The sequence below is a fragment of the Pelagibius sp. 7325 genome (assembly GCF_037652055.1).
GTDB lineage: Bacteria > Pseudomonadota > Alphaproteobacteria > Kiloniellales > Kiloniellaceae > Pelagibius.
The window spans coordinates 231,449-245,783 of sequence record NZ_JBBKAH010000003.1; the positions used below are offsets into that span (position 1 = coordinate 231,449).

At 67.4% G+C, this 14,335-nt stretch carries 14 protein-coding genes; 6 read left to right on the forward strand and 8 right to left on the reverse strand.

Annotated features, from left to right (window positions below; all coding sequences use genetic code 11):
* The first annotated feature begins 135 nt into the window (after positions 1-135).
* Complete coding sequence (locus WDC82_RS10210) at positions 136-1,074, forward strand: homocysteine S-methyltransferase family protein (RefSeq protein ID WP_340117197.1); 939 nt, start codon at positions 136-138, stop codon at positions 1,072-1,074.
* A 139-nt stretch (positions 1,075-1,213) separates the two neighbouring features.
* On the opposite strand, the gene WDC82_RS10215 is transcribed toward WDC82_RS10210, so the two are convergent.
* The 3 genes from WDC82_RS10215 to WDC82_RS10225 all read right to left on the reverse strand — a co-directional run bounded on the left by WDC82_RS10215 (position 1,214) and on the right by WDC82_RS10225 (position 4,555).
* On the reverse strand, positions 1,214-1,954 hold the full coding sequence (locus WDC82_RS10215; RefSeq protein WP_340117198.1) for an SDR family oxidoreductase: 741 nt from the start codon (positions 1,952-1,954) through the stop codon (positions 1,214-1,216).
* Positions 1,955-2,118: 164 nt separating this feature from the next.
* Positions 2,119-3,906, reverse strand: a complete 1,788-nt coding sequence (locus WDC82_RS10220; protein WP_370661543.1) for an IlvD/Edd family dehydratase — start codon at positions 3,904-3,906, stop codon at positions 2,119-2,121.
* A gap of 100 nt (positions 3,907-4,006) precedes the next feature.
* On the reverse strand, positions 4,007-4,555 hold the full coding sequence (locus tag WDC82_RS10225) for a histidine phosphatase family protein (protein WP_340117199.1): 549 nt from the start codon (positions 4,553-4,555) through the stop codon (positions 4,007-4,009).
* A 294-nt stretch (positions 4,556-4,849) separates the two neighbouring features.
* Between WDC82_RS10225 and WDC82_RS10230 the strand changes: the two genes are divergently transcribed.
* Together WDC82_RS10230 and WDC82_RS10235 are read left to right on the forward strand one after the other, a co-directional pair.
* Positions 4,850-6,445 carry a CYTH and CHAD domain-containing protein gene (locus tag WDC82_RS10230; protein WP_340117200.1) on the forward strand — a complete coding sequence of 532 codons (1,596 nt, stop codon included), beginning with the start codon at positions 4,850-4,852 and terminating at the stop codon, positions 6,443-6,445.
* A gap of 16 nt (positions 6,446-6,461) precedes the next feature.
* A complete protein-coding gene (locus WDC82_RS10235) occupies positions 6,462-7,118 on the forward strand; it encodes an AAA family ATPase (RefSeq protein WP_340117201.1) in 657 nt (218 codons plus the stop codon).
* 26 nt (positions 7,119-7,144) lie between these two features.
* Here the strand turns inward: WDC82_RS10235 and WDC82_RS10240 are convergent, their stop codons facing one another.
* Genes WDC82_RS10240 through denD form a run of 4 tightly spaced genes read right to left on the reverse strand, consistent with a single transcriptional unit; the run spans position 7,145 to position 10,250 of the window.
* On the reverse strand, positions 7,145-7,702 hold the full coding sequence (locus WDC82_RS10240; protein ID WP_340117202.1) for a hypothetical protein: 558 nt from the start codon (positions 7,700-7,702) through the stop codon (positions 7,145-7,147).
* Positions 7,703-7,708: 6 nt separating this feature from the next.
* The gene (locus WDC82_RS10245; RefSeq protein ID WP_340117203.1) at positions 7,709-8,350 is read right to left on the reverse strand and encodes a 2-dehydro-3-deoxy-6-phosphogalactonate aldolase; all 642 of its coding nucleotides are present in this window, start codon (positions 8,348-8,350) and stop codon (positions 7,709-7,711) included.
* A complete protein-coding gene (locus WDC82_RS10250) occupies positions 8,347-9,261 on the reverse strand; it encodes a 2-dehydro-3-deoxygalactonokinase (RefSeq protein WP_340117204.1) in 915 nt (304 codons plus the stop codon). Before WDC82_RS10250 ends, WDC82_RS10245 begins: the two co-directional genes overlap by 4 nt.
* On the reverse strand, positions 9,258-10,250 hold the full coding sequence (gene denD, locus WDC82_RS10255; RefSeq protein WP_340117205.1) for a D-erythronate dehydrogenase: 993 nt from the start codon (positions 10,248-10,250) through the stop codon (positions 9,258-9,260). Before denD ends, WDC82_RS10250 begins: the two co-directional genes overlap by 4 nt.
* Positions 10,251-10,513: 263 nt before the next feature.
* Between denD and WDC82_RS10260 the strand changes: the two genes are divergently transcribed.
* The 3 genes from WDC82_RS10260 (at position 10,514) to WDC82_RS10270 (ending at position 13,414) form a co-directional block, all read left to right on the forward strand.
* Positions 10,514-11,446: a 2-hydroxyacid dehydrogenase gene (locus tag WDC82_RS10260; RefSeq protein WP_340117206.1), complete on the forward strand. Its 933-nt coding sequence runs from the start codon at positions 10,514-10,516 to the stop codon at positions 11,444-11,446.
* A gap of 94 nt (positions 11,447-11,540) precedes the next feature.
* Complete coding sequence (locus WDC82_RS10265) at positions 11,541-12,386, forward strand: fumarylacetoacetate hydrolase family protein (protein WP_340117207.1); 846 nt, start codon at positions 11,541-11,543, stop codon at positions 12,384-12,386.
* 50 nt (positions 12,387-12,436) lie between these two features.
* Positions 12,437-13,414, forward strand: a complete 978-nt coding sequence (locus WDC82_RS10270; protein WP_340117208.1) for an NAD(P)-dependent oxidoreductase — start codon at positions 12,437-12,439, stop codon at positions 13,412-13,414.
* Between the two features lie 41 nt (positions 13,415-13,455).
* On the opposite strand, the gene WDC82_RS10275 is transcribed toward WDC82_RS10270, so the two are convergent.
* Positions 13,456-14,331 carry an SMP-30/gluconolactonase/LRE family protein gene (locus tag WDC82_RS10275; RefSeq protein ID WP_340117209.1) on the reverse strand — a complete coding sequence of 292 codons (876 nt, stop codon included), beginning with the start codon at positions 14,329-14,331 and terminating at the stop codon, positions 13,456-13,458.
* Between the last annotated feature and the right edge of the window lie 4 nt (positions 14,332-14,335).

The following is a 14,335-nucleotide window of genomic DNA, read 5'->3' on the forward strand; positions in this document are numbered from 1 at the left end:
TGGCCTCCCGCGAACCCCGCGTCCGGCGCAGCAATTATCTGCGCTGCCAACACAACTATCAACCTTCGAGCGCTTTCATGGAGCCTGGCTCCACCATAAAGATGCTAACGGTTTTGCCCCACTAGACGGCCCACCATGCCTTACTCCACCCTGAAACAACGCCTCGACCACGGCGATACCGTCATCCTGGACGGCGCCACCGGCACCGAGCTGCAGCGCCGCGGCGTCGACATGGACCCGGCCGCCTGGTGCGGCGTCGCCAGCCTCGCCAATCAGGAGGTCCTCACCGACATCCACCGCGACTATATCGCCGCCGGAGCGGAGGTCATCACCGCCAACACCTTCGCCTCCGCCCGCGTGGTGCTGAAGCAGGCCGGCTACGGCGACAAGACTGAGGAGATCAATCGCGCCGCGGTGGAAGCCGCGCTGCGCGCCCGCGACCGTTCCGGCAATCCGGAGGTGGTGGTGGCGGGCTCGCTGTCCCACATGGTCTATCTCGCCAGCGACCGCGTGCCGCCGCCGGATGAGATGCCAAGCGAGGCGGAAGCGGCGGAGTCTTTCGCCGAGCTGGCGCAACTGCTGAAGGCCGCCGGCGTCGAGCTTCTGCTGCTGGAGATGATGTACCATCCGAAGCGCACGCCGAAGGTGGTTGAAGCGGCGCTCGCCACCGGCCTGCCGGTGTGGTTCGGCCTCTCCGCCCGGCGCGGCGCCGACGGCCGCCTGCTGAGCTTCTTCAAGGAGACCGACGTCCCCTTGTCCGAGATCGTAAAGATGATCCCGGAACGCGGCATCGACGCCGCCGGCGTCATGCACACCGGCGCGGAGATCACCGCCGAGGCCCTGGCCCTCATTCACAAGCGCTACAAAGGACCGCTGAGCGCCTATCCCGACAGCGGCTACTTCGAGATGCCGGACTGGCGCTTCCACGACATCGTCACGCCGGCGCGCCTGGAGCAGTTCTATCTCGACTGGCTGTACCAGGGCGCGCAGATCATCGGCGGCTGCTGCGGCCTGACCGTCGAGCACATCAAGGCCGCGGTCAGCGCCCGCGACCGCCACCAGAACGCGCTCTAGCGGCAGTCGCGTCGTCCCGCCATCAACCTCAATCTGTCACCCTCGGCCTTGAGCCGAGGGTCCAGGGGCTAGCGGCAGAGCGGTTGCCCTGGATGCTCGGGTCAAGCCAGAGCATGACAATCGAGTTTGTGAGGCGGAGCTACAGCGTCACGCCGCCGTCGACGATCATCGCCGTGCCCGTGGTGTAGCTGGAAATGTCGCTCGCCAGGTAGAGCGCCATGCCGGCGATTTCCTCGGGCGTGCCGAGGCGGCCGATGGGCTGGCGCGCGATGAAGGCCTTGCGCGCGGCCACCGGGTCGGCGAAGGCGTTGATGCGGTCGTCCAGCGAAGGGGACTCGATGGTGCCCGGGCAGATGCAGTTGCAGCGGATGCCCTGCTGGATGTAGTCCGCCGCCACCGACTTGGTAAGGCCGATCACCGCCGCCTTGCTGGCGCCGTAGACGCAGCGGTTGGGCAACCCGCGCAGCGACGAAGCTACCGAGGCCATGTTGATGATCGAGCCGCCGCCGGCCTCCAGCATCGCCGGCAGGAAGGCGCGGATCATGCGGTACATCGCCTTCACGTTGAGGTCGAAGGAGAAATCCCAGTCCTCTTCCGGGCAGTCGAGAATGGTGCCGCTGTGCACGAAGCCGGCGACGTTGCACAGCACGTCGAGCGGCGGCATCTCGGCGGCCAGCGAATTCACCGCTTGCGGGTCCAACACATCGAGCCGACGCACGGAAATGCCCGGTGTGCCGGAAAGCTCCTCCAGGCGGTCGAGGTTGATGTCGGTCGCCATGACCTGCGCCCCTTCCGCCGCGAAGGTGAGCGCGATGGCCCGCCCGATCCCCTGCGCCGCCGCCGTCACCAGCGCCGACTTGCCCGCCAGGCTGTCTCCCATCACCTTGCCCCTTCATGTTTGGTGCCGGATTAACCTCGCGGTTCGCGACGCTCCTTGCGGCGCGCCTCACCATGAGGTCAATCCTTATATCGAGTTGCCTCATCCTGAGGAGCGCTCTTCAGAGCGCTTCTCGAAGGACGAGGCAACTCTCGCCGACCTGTCTCTTAGTGCGAATGCCGGGGAATGTTCTTGACCACCTGATGGTAGTGCGTCGCCGGCTCCAGGCAGCCGCCGCCGGCGAGTTGCCCCACCGCCCCGCGGTAGATCTCCTGCCACGGCGTCTGGTGCTCCAGCTTGGGCGGCGCGTAGGCCTTGCGGCGCGCCTCCAGCTCGGCATCGCTGATCAAGAGGTCGACGCGCCGCTTGTTGAGGTCGATGCGCACGCGGTCGCCGGTTTCAAGCAGCGCCAGGCCCGACCCCACCGCCGACTCCGGCGAGGCGTTGAGGATGGAAGGGCTCCCCGAGGTGCCGCTCTGGCGGCCGTCGCCGATGGTCGGCAGCTCGATGACTCCCGCCCGGATCAGCGCGTCGGGCGGCTGCATGTTCACCACCTCGGCCGAACCCGGATAGCCGACCGGCCCGCAGCCGCGCACAAACAGCAGGCAGGTATCGTCGATGTTCAGCGCCGGATCGTTGATGCGGTGATGATAGTCCTCCGGCCCCTCGAAGACGATGGCGCGGCCCTCGAAGACGTTCTCGTGACCGGGCTGCGAGAGGTAGCGCTGACGGAAGTCAGGCGTGATGACCGAGGTCTTCATGATCGCGGAATCGAAGAGGTTGCCGCTCAGCACCACGAAGCCGGCCTCCTCCATCAGCGGATTGTCATAGGCGCGAATGACGTCGCGGTCGCTCGCCACGGTCTCGCTGTGCAGCGCGCCCATGGTCTTGCCGGCGACGGTCATGGCGTCGGTGTTGATCTTGCCGGCGCGGATCAGTTCGCCCATCACCGCCGGCAGGCCGCCGGCACGGTGGTAGCCCTCGCCGAGGTACTTGCCCGCGGGCTGGCAATTGACCAGCAGCGGAATGTCGTGGCCGAAGGTCTGCCAGTCCTCGATCGAGAGCTCGACGTCCATGTGGCGCGCGATGGCGTTGATGTGGACCGGACAGTTGGTCGAGCCGCCGATGGCGGAGTTCACCACGATCGCGTTCTCGAAGGCGGCCCGCGTCATGATCTTGGACGGGGTGAGTTCCTCCCACACCATGTCGACGATGCGCCGGCCGGTCTCGTATGCCATCTGGCCGCGCTCGCGGTAGGGCGCCGGGATGGCGGCGGCGCCCGGCAGCATCATGCCCAGCGCCTCGGCCAGCGAGTTCATCGACGACGCCGTGCCCATGGTGTTGCAGTGACCGGGGCTGGGAGCGGAAGCCGCGACCATGCCGATGAATTCGTCGTAGTCGATCTCGCCGGCGGCGTGCAGGCGGCGTGCTTCCCACACCACGGTGCCGGAACCGACCAGCTTGCCGTTCCAATGGCCGTCCAGCATCGGGCCGCCGTTCATCGCGATGGCCGGCATGTCGACCGTCGCCGCCGCCATCAGGCAGGCCGGCGTGGTCTTGTCGCAGCCGGTGGTGAGGATGACGCCGTCGATGGGATAGCCGTGCAGGATCTCGACCAGGCCGAGATACGCAAGGTTGCGGTCCAGCGCGGCGGTCGGCCGGCGCCCGGTCTCCTGGATCGGGTGCACCGGAAACTCGAAAGCGATGCCGCCGGCGTCGCGGATGCCGTCACGCATGCGGCGGGCAAGATCCAGGTGGATGCGGTTGCAGGGCGACAGGTCGCTGCCGGTCTGGGCGATACCGATGATCGGCTTGCCGGAGGTCAGTTCCTCCTTGGTCAGGCCATAGTTGAGATAGCGCTCCAGATAGAGCGCCGTCATACCGGGATTCTCCCGGTCGTCGAACCAGCTTTGGCTGCGCAGGCGCCGGTCCATCTTGGCAATCTTCACGGGCATCATCCTCCTGGTTATCGCATCCCGCACGGCTCGCGTGCCGGACGGGCGACGGTTTTGCGGGGTCCGCGCTCCCCGCTCCGCCCCTTCTCTCTCGCACTCTCTAGTCTTCGGCCCCGGCGAGATCCCGGGGCCTGACGAACTCCGTCAGCGTCGCCGGCTGCTCCCCCAGAACCGGCCAGGCCGGCACCTGAAAGCGCGCCAGCGCGGCGGTCGGAAACTTCTCCGCCAGCGTCTGCGCCGCTGTTCCCGCCAGTCGCCCCGCCGGATCGCGGGCCAGCGCGAGAGCCAGATGGTGCAGGCCGGGATTGTGGCCGATCAGCAGGATGCGGCCGCAATCCGGGCTCTGGCGGCGGAGCACCGCGAGCAGTCGGCTCGGCGGCGCCAGATAGAGTGTCTTCAAATAACCGATTTCAGGCGCCGATGCTAGCGCTGTCAAGACCAAGTCCCCTGTCTCCCGCGCCCGCCGGGCCGATGAGCACAACACCAGGTCCGGCTGCAGGCCGTGTTCGCTAAGATAGCGGCCCATCAGCGGCGCCGCCTTGCGGCCGCGCGGCGCCAGCGGCCGGTCGAAGTCGTCCAGGCTGCGGTCTTTCCGATCCGGCTTGGTCCAATCCGACTTGGCATGCCGCAGCAGCAGCAGTTCCGGCATCTCTTTCCTCAATCTACGGTTTCATCCTCGCCGGCGTAGACAGCCCACAGGTCGTAATAAAACTGTCATACTTCGCCGCTTGCCGAGCAGGGAGCTGGGACGCAAATCTATCTGAACGAAAATGAATGTATCGGTGGGGCGCGATCTTAGGCTCTGCGACAGGTCAATTACAGGGGCCTGTCAGGCGGTAGGATAGGATTGCGCGACATGAGACTGGTGTCGCGGACGCCCCCACGGCGGCAGATCGGTGCCGGCACGGCCGAAACCGATTGGCGAGAGCGAGACGTTGCGCGCATGGTCAGCGAGACGAAACCCGGGTCGCCGGCTCCGGTCGAGACCGAATTGAAACTGCGGGGGGACCCCGAGGTATTGCTGCGCCTGTGGCAGGCCCCGCCCCTCGGCGGCCCGGACGGCACCAAGCCGAAGGTCAAAGACCTCGAGAACGTCTACTACGACACCGCCGATCTGCGCCTGCGCAAGCGCGGCCTCGCCTTTCGCATCCGCCGCGACGGCGCCCGCTTCATCCAGACCGTGAAGACCGGCGACAGCGCCGCCTCGGCGGTGCTGAGCCGCAGCGAATGGGAGGGCGAGGTTCCCTCGCTGGAGCCGCAGCCGGAGATCGTCGACGATCCGGCGATCCGGGCCGCTCTTGGCCTGCTGCTGCCCGGCGAACTGCGGCCCGTGTTCACCACCCGGGTGCACCGCGAGGTGGTGGAGTTGAACGGCACCGACTCCCTCGGCCGCATGAAGGTCATCGAGGCGGCCTTCGACCGCGGCGAGATCGAGGCGGCGGGTGCCCGCGAAACGCTCGCCGAGATCGAGCTGGAACTGGTCGAGGGGCCGGCCGGCGCCCTCTTCGATCTGGCGCTGGCGCTGCAGGACATCGCCCCGACACAGATCGAGACGCGCAGCAAGTCGGCGCGCGGCTATGCGCTCGCCACCGGACGGCGGCCGGCCGGGGTGCGCGCCGAGCCGCTGGACCTGACGGCGACGATGCGCGTCGACGAAGCGCTCGCCGCCGTGCTGGAAAACTGCCTCAGACACTGGAGCGCCAACGAGGCCGCCGCGCTCGACGGCAGCGACCCCGAAGGCGTCCACCAGATGCGTGTCGGCCTCAGGCGCTTCCGCTCCGCCCTGTCGGTGTTCGGCGAACTTCTGCCGGAAAGCCAGCTCGACTGGCTGAAGACCGAGGCCAAGTGGACGCTGAACGCGCTCGGCCCGGCCCGCGACTGGGACGTCTTCCAGTCGGACCTGCTGGCACCGCTGGAAGCGGACCGCCCGGAAGACCCCGACCTCGCCGCCCTGCGCACTGCCGCGCGCGAGCGCCAGTCCCGCGCCTACCAGGAGCTCCGCGAGGCCCTGTCGACGCCGCGCTACACCCGCTTCCTGCTGCGCCTCGGCGGCTGGCTGGAAGACCGCGCCTGGCACGGCGCCGGGTTGACCGCCGCTCAGGAAGCCGCACTCGGCCAGCCGTTCATCACCCTTGCCGACACCCTGCTGGCCAAGCGGCACCGCCAGGTGATGAAGCGCGGCAAAGGCTTCAAAAGCCTGCCGACCGCGGCGCGGCACGAACTGCGCATCGCGGTGAAGAAGCTGCGCTACACCACAGAATTCTTCCGCGGCCTCTATCCCGCCAAGCGCGAGAAGGCCTATCTCGCCGCTCTACGCGACCTGCAGGAAAGTCTCGGCCATCTGAACGACGTGGCGGTGACCGAGCATCTGCTGGTGGACCTCACCGAGGCCTCGCCGCCCGGCAGTGGCGCGCGCCAGCTGGAGCGCGCCGTCGGCAAGGTCATCGGCTGGTACGCCCGCGCCCTGCTCGACTTCGAACCGGAGATGCGCGATACCTGGAAGTCCTTCGCCGCGACCGCGCCGTACTGGAACAAGTAAGCCCGAAAGAGCGCCCATGATCACCGTCCTCGTCGCCAACACCAAAGGCGGTTGCGGCAAGACCACCGTCGCCACCCACCTCGCCGCCGCCTTTGCCGGCGCCGGCCTGCGCAGCGGCCTTGCCGACGCCGACAAGCAGGGCAGTGCGCTCGGCTGGCTGCAGGTGCGCCCCGGCGACGCGGCGCCGATCAGCGCGCTCGACTGGCGCGAGGGACCGGAAAAACCGCCGAAGGATCTCGACCGCCTGATCATCGACGCGCCGGCCGGCATGAAGATGAAGAAGATCGAGGAACTGCTGCGCCTCGCCGACGTCATCGTCGTGCCGGTGCTGCCCTCGGGTTTCGACGAGCCGGTGACGGGCGCCTTCCTCAAAGACATCGAGGCGCTGAAGCCGATCCGCAAGAGCAAGGCGGCCGTCGGGATCCTGCGCAACCGGGTCCAGGCAGGAACGCGGATGGCCGCGAAGCTGGACAAGTTCATGCTAGGCGTCGGCCACACCGGCGTCGGCCGCCTGCGCCACCGCTTGGTCTACGCCGACATCGCCGGGCGCGGCCTCAGCGTCTTCGACCTGACCGGCAAGCAGTACGAGGAACTGCGCGAAGACTGGGCACCGGTGCTGCGCTACATCGAGAACAGCGACCCGGCGATGCAGGTTCAGGCGGTCGGGGAATAGCGGACGGGCGGGAGGCAGCAAGATTGCTAATTGCCTCCGGCCTGACCGATCCCCAGCAGCTCACGCGATCGCATTACCGCTTCCTGGTCTACTTGTCCCGCCAGCGCCCGCTGCAGGGCGGAGCGCGCGGAGGCATCCAGACAGCTATCCGCCTTCAGAAGCCTTTCCGTCGTCTGCTTGGCGAACCACGCCTCTGCATCACCGGCAACAATCCGGTGCATTCTTTCGGCACAGCGGTCGAGCGAATCGTCATCGGCCCCGTACTCGAGTCCCTGCGTCTCTTCGGGCCCAGTGAGGGCGATGAACGCCCGGCTGTCGTTGAGCACCCGTATGCCCCAGTGGAGTCTGAAGCAGGGGCCGAACGTAAATTTGTGAACATGGAGGAACTGCACCACCAAGCCCGCGTCACGCGAGAACCAGGTGCTTCTCCTGTTGAAACCGCGCGACTTCAGCTTTTTCGCGAGCCGGCGCATGACCTTCCCGGAGTTCGATCGCTCCAGCTTCTTTTCAGCCCGTTGAGCCTCAATGATCGCGCGAATTTCCGGCGTTATCTCCGTTCCGCCGTCGGTGTCACCACCCGGCATTGCCGCCTATTCTCCCACCGCGGCGCGCGCCATGGCGATGGCGTCGCGGAAGGGCGCCACGCGCGGGGCAACCTCCGCCGGGCCGTCGCCGGGCTTGTAGAGGCTGCCGCCCAGACCGAAGCCGCGCACGCCGGCCTGCCAGTAAGCCCCGATCTTGTCCGGCGTGATGGAGCCGACAGCCAAGAGCGGCAGCGCCGGCGGCAGCACCGCCTTCATCGCCTTTACGACCTCAGGCGGGATGCCCTCGGCGGGGAACAACTTCAGTGCATCGGCCCCGGCACGCACGGCGCGCAGGCACTCCGTCGGCGTCGCACAGCCGGGCATGGCGATCAGCGCGTCCGCCTTGCAGGCCTCGATCACCGCCGGCTCGCAGTTCGGCGTGACGACCAGCCGGCCGCCGGCCTCGATGATGCGCCTGAGGTCGTTGGGGTCGAGCACCGTGCCGGCACCGATAAGGGCGCGGTCGCCGCAGGCGGCGGCCAGGGCGGCGATGCTCTTCAGCGGCTGCGGCGAATTCAGCGGCACCTCGATGACCGTGATGCCGGACTCGATCAGCGCCTCGCCGAGGGCGACGACCTCGTCCGGCTTCACGCCGCGCAGGATCGCGACCAGCGGCAGGTCCTTCAGCCAGGGATCGAGTGCGCTCACCGGCGCGCTTCCAGCCGCCGCGCCAGTTCGAACAGCCCGACAGCCACCGCATCGCCGTCCAGCGTGACCACACTGTGGCCGAGCTTCTGCAGGGCAGCCTCGTAGAGCCCCGCCAGCGGCTGGGCCCCGATCAGGTGCACCTCGACCGCCTCGTCGGGCACCGCGGAGGCCAGTTCGTCGCCGATCAGCAGGCCGGAGAGATAGCTGCGCACCTCGTCCTCCGGCAGGTCGCCGGTCAGGGCGCGGCTGCGCGCCGAGAACAGCCGGTTTAGCAGGCCGCCGGCCTGGCCGAGGGCGACACCCTCCAGGAACCAGCGGTCGACCGCGACGGCGCCCTTAGTCATCAGGCGCGAGAGGATCGAATGGCCCTGCAGCAGGTCATAGACCTCGCCGGTCATGTAGGTGGCGAAGCCCTCGATGGCTCCTTTGCCGACGCGCACCCACTTGCTGTGAGTGCCGGGCAGGCAGATCAGGCCGCCGTCGGCGGGCAGCGACTTCAGCGCGCCGAACACTTGGGTTTCCTCGCCGCGCATGACGTCCGGCTGGCCGGGGCGCGATTCGTCCAGCAGGCCCGGCACGATCCAGGCCTCACCCTCGCCCCAGTCGACGCGCTCCAGCCCCTCGGCGACCTCCTCCGGCGTGGCCGGGCAGGCGACGTAGGGCAACTCGCGCCAGCCCTGGCGGCTGCCGATCATGCCGCTCATGATCACCAGCGCATCGGGATCGCGCTGCAGCCAGGGCCCGATCTCGGCCTCCAGCGCGGTGGCGAAGTCCCCCCCGCGCACGCGCAGGATGCCGCTGGGCGACTCCCGGCGTTCGGCGATGCCGCCGTCCGCGTCCAGCCGGTAGGCGCGGAATGACGACGTGCCCCAGTCGACGGCGATGACGGTTCGGTTCAGAGCAGCGCTCACAGGAAATCCTCGATGTAGTTTTCAACGATGGTGTCCAGGCCGGCATCTTTCGGCAGGCCCAGCCGTACGGCGCGCTCGAAAGCGGCATCCTGGGGCCAGCCGTCGCAGATCCGCTGGATGAAGGGATCCGGCTCGAAGACGATGTCGCCCAGCTTGCGGTCGTGTGCCACACGCTGCAGAGCGTCGATCAGCTCGCGCACCGTCACATTCAGGCTCGGCAGGCTGACCGCACGGTCGGGGCCCAGCACCGCAGCATCGAGTTCGTGCAGGCCGATGATGTCCTCGACGACGGTACGATAGCCGATCAAGGGCATCACCGTGTCCTCGCGTACGGGAATCCTGCAGGTTTCGCCGTTCAATGGTTCGCGGAAGAGACCACTGACGAAACTGGAGGCCGCGGCGTTGGGCTTGCCCGGGCGGATGATCACCGTCGGCAGACGTGCCGAGCGGCCGTCGAAGAAGCCCTTGCGGCTGTAGTCGTTGATCAGCAGCTCGCAGATCGCTTTGGTCGCGCCATAGGTGGTCTGCGGCGTCTGCTTCGTATAGTCGCCCACCGCCGGCGTCATGGCGGGGCCGCCGAAAACCGCGATGGAGCTGGCAAAGACCAGCCGTGGGAGGCCGTTTGCCGTCTTGCCGCGCGCGCGCAGGGCCTCGAAAACGTTGAGGCCGCCGGTGAGATTCACCCGCATGGCGAGGTCGAAGTCCTTCTCGCCGCCGCCGCTGACCACCGAGGCCAGATGAAACACCGAGATGTCGTCGCGGTCGATGAGGTCGCGCACCACGGCCGGATCGGAGATGTCGCCGTCGCGGAGGGTCACCCTGTCGTCGGCCCAGCCCGGACGCTGCGCGGGCGCCGCGACATCGAACAGCAGAAGGCTGTCGACAGGCGCGGCCGATCCGTCCGGCCCGGTCAGCTTGCCGCGCTGCAGCAAAGCCCGGCCCAGGCACTGGCCGATAAATCCACACCCCCCGGTAATAACGACCTTCAACCCTCGAATCCCTCTCGCACCGGCCGCCACCCCATGGCAACGGCGGAATTCTGACCCTCCGGCCGAGGTGGCGCAATGCCACTGACGGTCGAAGTCGGCCGGAAGCGCAGCTGCCAACTTGGCGGTCCGCTCCATGTTTGCTATTGATGGGTAGCGCTGTCCAATAGAGAAAGGCAGCGTCCTCAAAGAAAAATCCCCGCGCGCCCAACAGAGGACCATGGGCGCGTCTTGCCCTGGGCGTTCAAAAAGCTGGAGAAAAGAGCGTGAAGCCGGAACTCATTATGGTCGGCCCGATGATGCCGCATGTCATGGAGGCGCTGGACAGCGACTTCACCGTCCACCGTCTGTGGGAAGTCTCCGACAAGAAAGCCCTGCTCGACGAGGTCGGCAGCCAGGTGCGCGCCATCGCCACCAGCGGCCATCTGGGTGCCAGCGCCGAACTGATGGACGCCCTGCCGAAGCTGGAGATCATCGGTTGCTACGGCGTCGGCGTCGACGCCATCGACCTGCCGCATGCCGCCAAGCGCCAGGTCATCGTCACCAACACGCCCGACGTGCTGAACGACGACGTCGCCAACATGGCCATCGCGCTGCTGCTGGCGACCTCGCGCGAGATCGTCAACGGCGACCGCTACGTGCGCGAGGGCAAGTGGCTGAAGGGCGCGATGCACCTGACCCGGTCGATCCGCGGGCGCACCCTCGGCATTCTCGGGCTCGGGCGCATCGGCAAGGATATCGCGCGCAAAGCGGAGGCCTTCGGCATGGAGATCGCGTACCACGGCCGCGCCAAGCAGGACGTCCCCTACCGCTACTACGCCGACCTGGTGGAGATGGCGGGCGACAGCGACTACCTCGTGGCGATCTGCCCCGGCGGGCCGGCGACCGACAAGATCGTGAACCGTGCCGTGCTGGACGCCATCGGCCCCAACGGCGTCTTCATCAACGTCGCGCGCGGCTCGGTGGTCGACGAGCCTGCGCTGGTCGCCGCCCTCGAGGAAGGCCGCCTCGGCGGCGCCGGCCTCGACGTCTTCGCCGAGGAGCCCAAGGTGCCCGAAGCACTCTTCAAGATGGAACAGGTGGTGCTGCAGCCACATGCCGCCAGCGCGACCCACGAGACTCGGCGTGCCATGGGCGACCTCGTGGTCGATAACCTGCGGGCGCATTTCGCCGGCAAGCCCGCGCTGACGCCGGTGTGACCCGGAGTGTGAGCCGCGGCTTGAGCCGGGGTATGAAGCGGCCCGTGCCGATCGAGACATTCAACAGACATCATTACCCTCTGGAGAGGAAACCATGAAGCTGCTGCGCTATGGGGCCGTGGGCCAGGAAAAACCGGGAATCGTCGACCGCAAAGGCGCCTTGCGCGATCTCTCCGGCCACATCGCCGATCTCAGCGGCAGCGCCCTGTTGCCCGAGTCGCTGGAGAAGCTGAGGAAAATCGACCCGGAGTCCCTGCCGGCCATCGACGGGTCGCCGCGCCTCGGCCCCTGCGTTGGCGGCGTGGGCAAGTTCGTCGCCATCGGCCTCAACTATGCCGATCACGCCGCGGAATCGGGTGTCGACGTACCGAAGGAGCCGGTCATCTTCATGAAGGCCACCAGCAGCATCTGCGGACCCGGCGATTCGGTGGTGATTCCGCGGCAGTCCAAGAAGTGCGACTGGGAGGTCGAACTGGCCTGCGTCATCGGCACGCCGGGCAAGTACATCAGCGAGGCCGATGCGCTGAAGCACGTTGCCGGCTATTGCATCGTCAACGACGTCTCCGAGCGCGGCTTCCAGTTGGAAGGCACCGGCCAGTGGGTGAAGGGCAAGAGCGCCGACACCTTCGGCCCGGTCGGCCCCTGGCTGGTGACGCCCGACGAGGTGCCCGACCCGCAGGACCTGCACCTTTGGCTGGAGGTCAACGGCCACCGCTATCAGGACGGCAGCACCAAGACCATGGTCTTCACCATGGCGCACCTGGTCAGCTACGTCAGCCGCTTCATGAGCCTGCAGACCGGCGACATCATCACCACCGGCACGCCGCCGGGTGTCGGCATGGGCCAGAAGCCGCCGACCTACCTGAAGCCGGGCGACGTCATCACCCTGGGCATCGAGGGCCTCGGCGAGCAGCGCCAGCACGTGGTGGCCGACGACTGACGGCGGCGCCGCGCAACGACCACAAGAGCACTCAAATCGGAGACATCCCCATGGCCAAAGACACCAAGGGCAAGGACAAGCAGCGCGTCGGCTTCATCGGCGTCGGCCTGATGGGCCACGGCATGGCCAAGAACATCCTGGAGAAGGGCTGGCCCCTCCAGGTCATCGGCCACCGCAACCGCAAGCCGGTGAACGACCTGGTAAAGCGTGGCGCCAAGGAGGCCAAGAGCCCGGCAGCGATGGCAGCGGACTGCGACGTCATCTTCCTCTGCGTCACCTCGTCACTGCAGGTGGAAGACCTCATCCGCCGCAAGGACGGCATCAAGGCCGGCGCGCACAAGGGCCTGGTCATCGTCGACTGTTCGACCGCCGATCCGAACTCGACCATCGCGCTGGCCGAGGAACTGGCACCGTTGGGGGTGCGCCTCATCGACGCGCCGCTCGGCCGCTCGCCGAAGGAAGCCGAAGAAGGCCGCCTCAACACCTTCGTCGGCGCCGATGCCAAGACGCTGAAAGAGGTCCATCCCCTGATCGCGGCCTGGGCCGAGAACATCATCCACGTAGGCCCCCTTGGCGCCGGCCACAAGATGAAGCTGATCAACAACTTCGTCGCCATGAGCTACGTCGCGGTCTATGCCGAGGCCTTCACGGCGTGCAAGAAGACCGGCGTGCCGCTGGAGAAGTTCCACGAGGTGATCTCCGCCGGCGGCCTCAACAGCGGCATGTTCCAGAACGTCTGCAAGTGGGTGATCGGCGGCGATCCCAAGGCGCACGAGTTCACGCTGGCCAACTGCGACAAGGACATCCGCTACTTCAACCAGTTGGCCGACGCGGAGAAGCTGACCACAGTGGTGGCCAGCGCGGTGAAGCAGACCTACACCATGGCGATGGCGATGGACCGCGGCGCCGACAACATGCCGATGCTGGCCGACGCCGTCGCCAACTTCAACGGCCTGACGATCCAGCCGGAGAGCCTGCGGACCGGCAAGAAGGCAGGGAAGAAGGACAAGAAGAAGAATAAGAAGTAGCGCGATGAACCCTCTCCCACGGTGGGGAGAGGGTTAGTTCATCATCCCGCGAAGAGTCCCGCCGGCAGGCCCTTCACGCCGGGAATGAACTCGAAGAGGCCGCCGGCCAGGGGCTGGCGTTCCAGCCTTTCCTCGTCGAGGCCGATTGCGGCCGAGGTGATGTAGAGGCGGTCGAGGTCGGGGCCGCCGAAGGTGCAGCTGGTCACCTGCGAGACCGGCATCTCGACCACCCGGTCGACGCGGCCGTCGGGCGCAAAACGCGTGATGCGCCAGCCGCCCCAGTGAGCGACCCAGAGATAGCCTTCCGCGTCGCAGGTCATGCCGTCGGGATAGCCGTCGCCCTCCGGAATAGTGACGAAGACGCGCTTGTTCTCCAGCCGGCCGCGCGCGGTCAGGTCGAAGGCGTAGATCGTGCCCGCTGCGGTGTCGGTGTGATAAAGGGTGCCGCCTTCGGGACTGAAGGCCGGGCCGTTGGTGATCCCGTAGCCCTTGTCCATACGGTGCCAGTCCAGGTCGGCATCCAGCCGATACAGGCTGCCCGTCGCCTCGCGCTCGTTGTCGTCCATCGTGCCGGCCCAGATGCGCCCCTCGGCGTCGGCCTTGGCATCGTTGAAGCGGTTGTCGGGATAGTCGGGCTCCGGCTGGCCGATGGTTTCCGGCATCATGGTGCCGGGCGTAAGAAAGGCGAAGCCGCGCTGTTTGAAGCCGGCGACGAGGCCTTCGCCGTTGGCGCGCTCGATGACCCAGCCGATGCGCTCCGGCATTACCCAGGAGGTCTTGTCGCCGTCGTCCGGGCGGTAGCGATGCAGCGCCGGTGCCTTGATGTCGACCCAGTAAAGGGCACCCTCGCGCGCCGACCACAGCGGCCCCTCACCCAGGATTGCCGCCGCCTCCCAGAGGCATCGCACGTCCGACATTAGC

Excerpts from the sequence above, each read along its gene's own strand:
- WDC82_RS10270 (WP_340117208.1), top strand. The coding sequence starts at position 12,437 with ATGGCCAAAGACACCAAGGGCAAGGACAAGCAGCGCGTCGGCTTCATC.
- WDC82_RS10235 (WP_340117201.1), top strand. The coding sequence starts at position 6,462 with ATGATCACCGTCCTCGTCGCCAACACCAAAGGCGGTTGCGGCAAGACC.
- WDC82_RS10215 (WP_340117198.1), bottom strand. The coding sequence starts at position 1,954 with ATGGGAGACAGCCTGGCGGGCAAGTCGGCGCTGGTGACGGCGGCGGCG.
- WDC82_RS10275 (WP_340117209.1), bottom strand. The coding sequence starts at position 14,331 with ATGTCGGACGTGCGATGCCTCTGGGAGGCGGCGGCAATCCTGGGTGAG.
- WDC82_RS10225 (WP_340117199.1), bottom strand. The coding sequence starts at position 4,555 with ATGCCGGAACTGCTGCTGCTGCGGCATGCCAAGTCGGATTGGACCAAG.
- WDC82_RS10230 (WP_340117200.1), top strand. The coding sequence starts at position 4,850 with ATGGTCAGCGAGACGAAACCCGGGTCGCCGGCTCCGGTCGAGACCGAA.
- WDC82_RS10265 (WP_340117207.1), top strand. The coding sequence starts at position 11,541 with ATGAAGCTGCTGCGCTATGGGGCCGTGGGCCAGGAAAAACCGGGAATC.
- WDC82_RS10210 (WP_340117197.1), top strand. The coding sequence starts at position 136 with ATGCCTTACTCCACCCTGAAACAACGCCTCGACCACGGCGATACCGTC.
- WDC82_RS10240 (WP_340117202.1), bottom strand. The coding sequence starts at position 7,702 with ATGCCGGGTGGTGACACCGACGGCGGAACGGAGATAACGCCGGAAATT.
- WDC82_RS10220 (WP_370661543.1), bottom strand. The coding sequence starts at position 3,906 with ATGCCCGTGAAGATTGCCAAGATGGACCGGCGCCTGCGCAGCCAAAGC.